The sequence below is a fragment of the Acinetobacter sp. AB03 genome, assembly GCF_058107045.1.
Genome location: NZ_JBUEBA010000010.1, coordinates 1 through 6,288, shown reverse-complemented (window position 1 = coordinate 6,288; position 6,288 = coordinate 1). Strand labels below are relative to the sequence as shown.

Annotated in this window: 9 protein-coding genes; 8 read left to right on the top strand and 1 reads right to left on the bottom strand. The window is 36.8% G+C overall.

Features of this window, described 5'->3' with window-relative positions:
* The 6 genes from ACY3FQ_RS16555 to ACY3FQ_RS16530 all read left to right on the top strand — a co-directional run.
* The coding region (locus ACY3FQ_RS16555) for a hypothetical protein (protein WP_269494899.1) at positions 1-682 on the top strand (682 nt) is incomplete at its 5' end.
* A gap of 227 nt (positions 683-909) precedes the next feature.
* On the top strand, positions 910-1,338 hold the full coding sequence (locus ACY3FQ_RS16550; RefSeq protein WP_098733175.1) for a hypothetical protein: 429 nt from the start codon (positions 910-912) through the stop codon (positions 1,336-1,338).
* Positions 1,338-2,231: a hypothetical protein gene (locus ACY3FQ_RS16545; protein ID WP_024160915.1), complete on the top strand. Its 894-nt coding sequence runs from the start codon at positions 1,338-1,340 to the stop codon at positions 2,229-2,231. Before ACY3FQ_RS16550 ends, ACY3FQ_RS16545 begins: the two co-directional genes overlap by 1 nt.
* Positions 2,232-2,272: 41 nt before the next feature.
* Positions 2,273-2,698: a hypothetical protein gene (locus ACY3FQ_RS16540; protein ID WP_024160748.1), complete on the top strand. Its 426-nt coding sequence runs from the start codon at positions 2,273-2,275 to the stop codon at positions 2,696-2,698.
* 93 nt (positions 2,699-2,791) lie between these two features.
* Positions 2,792-3,286, top strand: a complete 495-nt coding sequence (locus ACY3FQ_RS16535; RefSeq protein ID WP_252099425.1) for a hypothetical protein — start codon at positions 2,792-2,794, stop codon at positions 3,284-3,286.
* A gap of 610 nt (positions 3,287-3,896) precedes the next feature.
* On the top strand, positions 3,897-4,433 hold the full coding sequence (locus tag ACY3FQ_RS16530; RefSeq protein WP_032056393.1) for a hypothetical protein: 537 nt from the start codon (positions 3,897-3,899) through the stop codon (positions 4,431-4,433).
* Between the two features lie 103 nt (positions 4,434-4,536).
* Here ACY3FQ_RS16530 and ACY3FQ_RS16525 read toward each other — a convergent pair whose 3' ends face one another.
* A complete protein-coding gene (locus tag ACY3FQ_RS16525) occupies positions 4,537-4,992 on the bottom strand; it encodes a hypothetical protein (RefSeq protein ID WP_032056395.1) in 456 nt (151 codons plus the stop codon).
* A 194-nt stretch (positions 4,993-5,186) separates the two neighbouring features.
* On the opposite strand from ACY3FQ_RS16525, the gene ACY3FQ_RS16520 reads away from it, so the two are divergent.
* Positions 5,187-5,399: a hypothetical protein gene (locus tag ACY3FQ_RS16520; protein WP_005006071.1), complete on the top strand. Its 213-nt coding sequence runs from the start codon at positions 5,187-5,189 to the stop codon at positions 5,397-5,399.
* A gap of 69 nt (positions 5,400-5,468) precedes the next feature.
* Entirely contained in the window at positions 5,469-6,227 is a 759-nt protein-coding gene (locus ACY3FQ_RS16515) for a Fic/DOC family protein (RefSeq protein ID WP_024160753.1), read from the top strand.
* The last annotated feature ends 61 nt before the right edge of the window (positions 6,228-6,288 follow it).

Here is a 6,288-nt window from a genome sequence, read left to right as displayed (position 1 = left end):
CACCCTGTTTAAGTATTCAAGCTATGAGAGTGAAGAACTTGAAGACATTGAAACCTTATTAGAAGAACATGATTTTAAAACTCGCTATGACTCTTGGGAAATCAGCGGTGATTCTTTTTACGTTTTAGGTTTTAAAGAAATTACAAAAGACGAGTTTGAATTATTGCAAAAACTTGACCTGTTGACCGTGGTAGACGAATACAACTACCACCATAAACTTTTGTCGAATCATGGTGAGCATAAGTATGACGAATATTTCAAAAACTTTAACGAGTCTAAAGAGCAAGAAATCTTGAAGCAGTTTAAAGACATTGCATTCAACCTAAAAAGTGATGCCCCTTTAAACTCGACATTTGCTCAAGACGTTATAGAGTTGCTGACTACCTACAAGTTTGGTACAGCTTTAGAACCTATCGACAGCACTCACAGCGATACAAGAAATCGTTTCTACTTTAGCCACACGCTTGAGGGTAACTTTGCATCTAGAGCAATTCAGGTCATTATTTCAAATTACAAAGAAACTGGCGTCAAAAACCCTTATTCAGTGATTGAGCCTTTAAATCTTGAAATTATGCTTGAAGATGAACAATGTTTTGATGATGAATATGCAAATCTCGTTGTTGAATGTGAGTATGTGTTTAATCTTATTAAGACCGACTTATACACCAACACTTTTGAATAAACTAAGCCTTTAAGAGAGAAATCTCTTAAAGTTGCGCTTAAAAACGTAAACGATGTTTTTTTAATTGATTAAAAAAGGTTTTGAATTTTTAGCGCTGCAATGGCGCTCGTCATTATTAATTCTTTCTGGATGCTTAAATAAGTATTTTTTAAAAAAACTTTATCCGTTCATATTCTTAATATAATGAAACCAAATCAAGCAAATAGCTTAAAACTTGGAGAAAGCTCATGAATTTAAACCCTAATTTTTGCCCGATCGATTTTAACGAAGTTTACGGCAGTACTGACAATTTACCTTTGTTTTTGGTTAAAGCGTCACGCCAGGATTCTAACGATGACGAGCATAGTGAGTATTTCTTCATTCGAGCACCTCATGAGCACCGTTTAGCTTTCTTCCTTGCCCACATGTTCAAATCACATGTGGATAATGCCCTTTTGACCTTGGAAAACTTGGCTGAAGAAAATTATCAAAATATCCCTGAATTGGAAGAGTTGATGTCTTCATATGGTGTGATTGATGGCGTTGGCGTGGATACACTTTTTGATTTCCGCGCTAAGGAACTCACAGTTGATAAAGCGCTGGAGCTAGTCGAATTCATTGAAATTAACCCACTCAATACTGATATTGTGGGCTCACTATTCTTGGAGGCACTTTAATGAATAGTAGCTTTATCTTAATTAATGAAGCTATGTCGCCTATTCGTAAGAATACGGCGCTTTTGGAAACCCTGTTATCTATGATCAGTACTGCAGATCAAGACCACGGCGACCAAAGCCCAAGCTTCCACATTAATATCCATGCTGGCATTGAATTGCCTGATCATGAAATTGCATATACCACTTTAAAAGGTTTTGCAGAGCTGACCGAAGATCATAATCTTTGTATCTATATGAATCCTGAGCTGTCAGAAAATGGCTTTATGTTGCTATCCACTCAAAACGTGGTACCTGATTGCTATGACAATTCTATCTTTGTAGATCTGTCGAATCAGTTATGCAATTTCTTCAATCAAGAAGTACAGCAGTTAAACGATCAAGCGCAAAAGGCGTTAAAGCTGTTGTTACAGCATAAAATCAATGGAACAGCGATTCGCACGTTCAACCCTGAACAATTGCAGATCTTACAGAAAATCGCTGCATTAGATAGCTTCATGCTCGATGACCAGCGCGATTGGTTTTACTTTTCCGAAGTAGCCATTGATAACGCCTATAAAGACATGAAAAAAGGTTTAGAACTGTTGGTTCTCAATGAAGATATTAAGGATGCACTTAAACAGCTACTTGATGCAAACAACATGGAGTTTTGTGATTTACCAATACTCGTGGTTTTGTATCCCCTACTGGTTAAGTCTGAAGAAAATAACAAACTGGTACAGGCTTGCTTAAGTCATCTCATTGGCAACAACTTAATCAATGAGCCGTTTATTGCTGGTGTACAACTTGAAGCTGGTGCATTTAATAGCGAAATGAACACCTATACTTTATTGCCACACATGAAAGCAGTAAAAGAATTGCTGATAGATATTGAAGCAGATCTCACAAAAGTTTAACCGTTTTACCTGAGCTAATTGCTCAAAACCTTGGAGTTGTTATGGATACTATTGTTCGCGTTAAATCAGTTGGTGTTTTAGGTCTATCATCTAAAATCACGACATTTGTAATCGACATCGAGCTTGATGGCGGTAAATTAAAAATTGAAGATCAATTGCTTCATTTTAAGAATTCTTTACGTACAAGCTATCGAGAATATGATGAAAGTTTAGCGATCGTAAACAATAAGGCTATACTTTCCAATTTAGACAATGCAGTAAAACCAAACGAATTGCATGCTTTAGTTGATGATTATATCGACTCAGTTTGGGTAACAGATGCCAATAAAAACACCACTAAACAGCGCCGTGCGTCACTTGGTTTGCACAATCCAACGATAAAAGACAAAGGTGTTTTGAAAGAAGCCCTTTTAAGTGAAGTGAAGTTAGCCTACAAAAACTATATCAATCAGAACGTAGAAGCCTGATCAGATCGAAAGTATGTTGCGACCAGCATACTTCTTTTTTTTTGAACCTTAGCCTAGAATCATCCAATATCATCGCTTCATACCAAGAGAATCATGCCATATCTCATATATTTAATGTTCCTTGCGTTTGCAAGCGCCGTAATTTTAGTGGAAGAGGCTTATGGTCTTAACATCCAATTATTTGCAATGGGGATTGTCGTCATCATTGGACAATTGGCAATTTTTTGTTTTATCAACGCAGCGATTAACATCAACAATGAAAAACAACATCGCAATGCCGTCAAAACCTTGCACTATGGCGCTTCATTTTCATTAATTGTGGTCACTACACTGGTCTATTTATATAAGTATGTGTTGCACAAACAGGAATATTTGACCATGGCAATTTACTTTTTAGGAACGTGGTTTGCCATCACCCTTTTAGACTCAGTGTTTAAGTTGATCAAAGTTGGTATTTTTAATAGCAAGAAAGACAGTGCTGAAGTTGTGAACTCAACGCGTAAAGTGACGGTAATTACATTAGCGATCTGTATGTTTGGGTATTACTTATTTAGCAAATATGCATTAAACATTAACGTACTAAACTAGACATCTTGTAAGGAAAACCGCACCTAATACACAAGCGCAATAACCAGCAAAAAAGAACATCCTTTTAATTATTACGCTAATCTTTTCCGTCACAGCACTGTTATAAACAAAAAACACAATCATAGACATTAAAACGATCGTGCAGGCGAATAAGGTAAAACCAATTAAATAAGTAAAAGCAAAGTCAAAGTTTAATACCACTGGAAAACCAATAGATACAGCCATTAAAGCTATTGTACTTGATGCATTCATATCTTAAAGCCCATCTAGCAACTGGCTTAATCGTAGCGATAAATAAGGTTTAAAACTGAAACTTTATGATTGAGATTGGTCAATGCACATTACTAAAATGTGCTTGGTATATACCAGAAAGCAAAGAACCAGACGCAAAACGCCTGGCTCTTTAAAATTGAAAGGTGAATAAAAAAACACAAAACACTTGAACGCATTTCTTATTCAAGGTCAGTTTAATTAGATTTTTTGCCATTGTCTATGTAATGTAAACGTGGACAGCATTAAAACAATCTATATTTTTTGAAAAAAGTTTTAAAAATGTACAGTGAAATATAATGAATGTATGAGCTCAATGCTCACCATTTGGAGAAATTATATGAACTTTGAAATCTTATCTAAAACAAAAGTTGTCGGTCTACAAGAAAATTCTCTCACCTCTTTTCAAAATTTTATGTTGGAAAATATTGCATGGGATAGCCAAGTCCGTGCTGATTATTACCAGTCAAATAAGAATACTGTACTGCTGGAGCTACCAGTACGTTTACGCCGTGACATTCAAATCGAAAACATCAACGGCGCTTTAGATGCACAAGTTGATTTTGAGCTGATCTACAAGCAAGACCAAGGCAAGTTGGTATCTTCATTGGTCGTTGATACGCAGTACTTGTTATGTATAGATGATCAGGATATTAATCTTTGGTCAATCGACAGCGAACTCAGTTTCTTACAAGAAGCTGACCGCAATCACCTTAAGAAGCTTATGCGTCATTGTGATGATCGTTTCCATGCGTGGATGCGCGAGATTAAGTCTTACTTCAATCGTTTGACAGTACAGCCGTTGCATCTTGATATGCAGATCAAAATACGCAAGATCGTAGGCTATACAGCGGTGCTACCTAAGACCTTTCCATAAGGTTTTAGGTGCCAGTATAAAAACAAATAGACCGCAATTAAGCGGTCTATTTGTTTTGCCTAAAACGGCGTTAACAGATCTATGTAATATTTAGCCCTTAAAACTATTGGCAAGTATCTGAATAACGCTCAGCACTTCCAAAGAATGATTTACCCTGATTGTCCACGATGTCTACATACAGATCTGGTTTAACTGGAGCATTGGCGAATACAGAGCAATAAAACGGATGAATCTTTTCATTCACAAAGCGGTTTAAAGAGTCAGTTTCATCAGAAGAGTATTTATCTGCAGTTTTGCTAGACATCTGAACGTTCATATTAAAGTGTTTTGAATACTTCACTTTTTTAAGTACCGCACCAGTTTCAATCTGGTACGGTGTTTTAGTGTTAAGCAAACGCTCAACTTTAAGTTTGTTTTTAGCAGTAGGAGAAAGCGCAACAGCAGATTTTAAGCTGTTTGTATTCAGGTTATTTAAAGAACCATTAGCTAAAACAGCGCACGACATAGACACTGAGATTATTGCAACTGCAGATAGTTTTAGTGTTTTGAATACGTTCATGTTACGCCTTTCCTGTATATACTTAAAATATATACTTAATATACGATATTTGATTTTTTTGGAATTTTAATCTTATTTGATTTTGTTAATCGGTATATACCAATAAGATTGTTTATACGCAATTTAGCAAGAATCGCCCCTTGTTTGGGGTTACAATTATTGTAATTTACTGATTGTTGATACAGGAAACCGATATGTCTGAAGAAGTGAAATACGAAGACCGTGTACGTGCTGCATACCGTTCTGCTCAAGGCAATGTAGCTCAAGAGTTCTCCCCTCACATTGTTAAAGCATGTGAAGCATCATCAAACGCACGTATGGAGCGCTTAGCAACTGGTCAAACAACATTTGACGAGGAAGAAGCTGCATTGATGAAGAAATGGAATGCACTTAAAAACAAAGCCTAATCATCGCGAATACAACCTAATCTAGCTTACAGCGGATTACCAAACCCAATCACTCATAAGTAGAACAATATGGACGATAAACTTGAGTTTTATTTAGATGCAAAAGACATCTTATCTCAACCTACCAGTTGCCAAGCGCAAGGCGACTATAAAAAGGCACTGGAAAAAGAAATCACGGAACATCGAATAGCGAAAATGGAAATTTCGCCTTTACGTGGCAATTATGATCTCGACCACCTCTCTAAAATCCATGAAAAAATCTTTGAGCATATTTACGATTGGGCTGGAGAAGTGCGTCTGGACGACATTTCTAAACGTGCGATCGACCCGAACGGTAATTATGAAATCGGTCATTTCCTAGATAAAAACCTGATCCCTGATGAACTGAATAAGTTCTCACAGGCGGTTAAAGAAAAAGACCACCTGAAAGGTTTGGACAAAGACCAGTTTGTGCAAGAGTTCACTCAGCTTTATGCCAAGTTAAATGAAGCTCACCCTTTTGAAGAGGGTAACGGTCGCGCTGCAAAACTGATGATGAACCAGCTGGCGAATGATGCTGGTTACACCATGGTATATAGCAAGGTCGCCGTATCAGATTGGAACTATGCGTTTAAACGTTCACTGACAGATCAAGAGCTTTATGTCGGTGAAAACTATGAAAACCTAGAACCGATGGAACAAGACCTCTCTTACCTTTTAAAAGTCATGGACAGTATCATTGAACCATACGATCTAGTCCTGAAGCTTGAAAATACGGAAGAACAAGAGCAAGAACAGGAAAATGACCAGGATAAATCAAATGATGATGATTCACCGAGTTACGGATAATTAGATTAATCCGTATACGATGGCTTTTAATTGATTAAAAGATTCTTGAAAAAAGAATCTT

Bases quoted from the DNA above. Each gene is read 5' to 3' on its own strand.
- ACY3FQ_RS16520 (WP_005006071.1), top strand. From the start codon at position 5,187: ATGTCTGAAGAAGTGAAATACGAAGACCGTGTACGTGCTGCATACCGT.
- ACY3FQ_RS16535 (WP_252099425.1), top strand. From the start codon at position 2,792: ATGCCATATCTCATATATTTAATGTTCCTTGCGTTTGCAAGCGCCGTA.
- ACY3FQ_RS16530 (WP_032056393.1), top strand. From the start codon at position 3,897: ATGAACTTTGAAATCTTATCTAAAACAAAAGTTGTCGGTCTACAAGAA.
- ACY3FQ_RS16525 (WP_032056395.1), bottom strand. From the start codon at position 4,992: ATGAACGTATTCAAAACACTAAAACTATCTGCAGTTGCAATAATCTCA.
- ACY3FQ_RS16545 (WP_024160915.1), top strand. From the start codon at position 1,338: ATGAATAGTAGCTTTATCTTAATTAATGAAGCTATGTCGCCTATTCGT.
- ACY3FQ_RS16515 (WP_024160753.1), top strand. From the start codon at position 5,469: ATGGACGATAAACTTGAGTTTTATTTAGATGCAAAAGACATCTTATCT.
- ACY3FQ_RS16550 (WP_098733175.1), top strand. From the start codon at position 910: ATGAATTTAAACCCTAATTTTTGCCCGATCGATTTTAACGAAGTTTAC.
- ACY3FQ_RS16540 (WP_024160748.1), top strand. From the start codon at position 2,273: ATGGATACTATTGTTCGCGTTAAATCAGTTGGTGTTTTAGGTCTATCA.